Annotated in this window: 2 protein-coding genes and 1 pseudogene; all 3 read right to left on the bottom strand. The window is 39.8% G+C overall.

What is annotated here, in order from left to right; genetic code table 11:
- Positions 1–147: 147 nt before the first annotated feature.
- The gene (gene lysA, locus MRZ19_RS01485; protein WP_291029623.1) at positions 148–1,398 is read right to left on the bottom strand and encodes a diaminopimelate decarboxylase; all 1,251 of its coding nucleotides are present in this window, start codon (positions 1,396–1,398) and stop codon (positions 148–150) included.
- A gap of 53 nt (positions 1,399–1,451) precedes the next feature.
- Entirely contained in the window at positions 1,452–2,450 is a 999-nt protein-coding gene (locus tag MRZ19_RS01480) for a DUF2972 domain-containing protein (RefSeq protein WP_291029621.1), read from the bottom strand.
- 112 nt (positions 2,451–2,562) lie between these two features.
- Positions 2,563–2,779 (bottom strand): annotated as a pseudogene (locus MRZ19_RS01475) (invasion protein); the annotation flags it as partial.

Genomic DNA, 2,779 nt, shown 5'->3' with positions numbered 1-2,779 from the left:
GCCTTAAACTCCTTGGATTCCAACCATTCTAAAATCATCTCTTTATGCTGTAAGATTAACCCCAAACGCTCTAGTGGAAAACCATCGCCTAATATCTCTAAAAGTTTCTTTGTTTGCTCTGCTAAATTCATACCCTTCCTTGTAAAACTATAAATATTCCCGCTCTAGCGCGATTAAATCCTCAAAACTCTCTCTTTTGCGCACCAAGCGGATTTTTCCATTTTCAACCACCACTTCTGCGCATCTAGGGCGCGTGTTATAATTACTCGCCATACTAAAGCCATACGCCCCAGCACTTAAAACTGCTAAAATATCCCCCCGCTTACAATGTGGTAGCACAATGTTTTTACCCAAATAATCCCCACTCTCACAAATTGGACCTACCACATCAGCTTCACTCATTTTAGATTCCGTATTTTTAAGGGCTAGGATTTGATGATAGGCAGCATAAAGACTAGGGCGGATTAAATCATTCATCGCCCCATCTACCACAACAAACCGCTTGCCTTGATTTTCCTTTTGATACAGCACCTGCGTTAAAAACACCCCACTATTCCCCACAATAAACCTTCCAGGCTCACAAATAATTGTTACATCAAGCCCACGCAACTCCGCTAAAATCGCCTGCGCATAATCATGAGGTGGAATTGTATTTTCATCATTATAAGCAATCCCAATCCCCCCGCCAATATCAAAAAACTTAATATCAATCTTTAATGCTAGCAAACTCCGTGTAAGCTGTGCGATTTTTTGCGCCGCCTCAGCGATAGGCTTTAGCTTTGTTAGCTGACTGCCGATATGAAAATGGATTCCAACAGGCTCTAAAAACTCCGCATTGTGCGCGTGTAGATACATTCCCTTCGCCTCTTCAATGCTGACACCAAATTTATTTTCCTTTAATCCTGTCGCGATATAAGGATGCGTTTGCGGATCAATGTTAGGATTCACGCGGATTGAAATCCTAGCAGGGCTTCCAAGCTCCCTAGCACAAGCCTCCACGCGTAGCATCTCCTCCTTGCTTTCCACATTAACAAACAAGATTCCAAGCCCAATTGCCTCTTTAATCTCAAAATCCTGCTTCCCCACGCCACTATAAATAATCTTATACTTTGGAATCCCAGCCATCACCGCGCGTTTAATCTCCCCTAAAGACACGCAATCAGCCCCACTCTCCAAGCTTGATAGCTTCTTAATCACGCTTAAATTAGAATTTGCCTTGAGTGCGTAGCAAATGAGCACCTTCCTACCACTAAAAGCCTGTTTTAATGCGTTAAAACGCGCTTCAATCCTCCCTAAATCATACACATACAAAGGCGTGCCAAACTTATCTACTGCCTCTTTTAGCAATTCTTTGCTCAAGTTTCCACTAAGCTGTGAGACATTCAAAGCATTTTCCATTCACTCACTCTTTTAGAAAAATTCCGCTATTGTAATAAAAAATGCCTTAAACCTTATCCTTTACAAAGTTTTTTAAAGTTTTGATAATATTTCCACGATTTTATAATATCTGGACGCGCCTTTTTTAAATGCCTTAATGACGGCTCTAAGACTGCTTCTAAGTTTTTTGCCGCTTCTTTATCCGCCTTAAGGGCTTCTAAGACTTGCTCTGTGGTAATGCGCTCATTTTGCGCCTTTTTGGATTCCACCTTTAAATATTCTAAAAACTCATTCACATATTCCTTTGTTGCCTCCCACAGCATAGCATCTTTACGCAAGGCTTTAAATTCACCTTCTTGCATATACACTCCAATTTCTTTTGTCATTGCTTCTTTTGTTATTTCTTCTTGTGTTGCTTCATCTTCAAAATGCTCCGCAATATCTACCACGCCTAAATGCCCTTCAGGTGCTGTAAAGTAAATCCTAAAACTACCATCTTTGATAATTTCAAAATTTTTATTAGGATTTGCTAACACATTTTTTGGATTCTTTTTAGAATATTTGTTTGATAAATCCTTAGAATTTACCCATAAAACTAGCGGTGCATTGCTCCATAAAAAGAATAAATTCCCGCTAAAATGCTTCGCTTCATAAACTTTTCTATCTTTTTCTTGTGGTAGATTAAAGTTAAAATGCTTCGCAAGCTTTGTCAGCGTATCAAACGCCCTATCTTTTGAAATCTCTTGCATATCCATATAGACTAAATCTTGTGGATTTAGCGCATTAACTAAAGAAGTCCAAATCCCAGGACCTTGTTTATTAAGATAAGAAAAATCCTTTGGCGGCTCATATGTAGCTTTTCTAATGCGTAAGATTTTATCAAAATAATGGTAATCAAAGGCTAGGCTAAAATCCCTTTGCAAATCCCCAAGGTTTGCAAGTAACAAATCCCAATTCAACGCCCCGTGCTTTAAGCTCTCAATAGGATCACGCACTTGCATAAGTGCTGGCACACTCTTACTAACTAGTGCAAAATATTTCTCCCTTTCTCTATCACTCCCAAATTTTTCCACACCATAGCATTCAAAGGCTAGGACATTAAACTTATCTCTATTGCTAATAAGATGCGTGTAATGGGAAACATAATGCTCTATTGCTTTTGTTGGAGCTTCATTATAAGAGACACTAAATCCCCCCCCCCCCCGCAGTCCTTAAAAAAGTTAGCATTGCCCCAGTCCCAACGCTGTGGGGACAAAGATAGAGCATAGAATAAAAAGGTGGCAAAGGCAGATTAAAATCCCACGCAATCCTAGCATCAGTTTGCTCCCACACAACCTTACTAGGATCCATTAATGGTGGATAAGGATGCTTTGCGTATTTTGCCTTAAACTCCTTGGATTCC

Source organism: Helicobacter sp. (assembly GCF_022770205.1).
In the GTDB taxonomy this organism is placed as follows: Bacteria; Campylobacterota; Campylobacteria; order Campylobacterales; family Helicobacteraceae; genus Helicobacter_D.
Note: the sequence above shows the minus strand (reverse complement) of the source record. Positions and strands in the feature narration are given on the sequence as shown.

Excerpts from the sequence above, each read along its gene's own strand:
- lysA (WP_291029623.1), bottom strand. The coding sequence starts at position 1,398 with ATGGAAAATGCTTTGAATGTCTCACAGCTTAGTGGAAACTTGAGCAAA.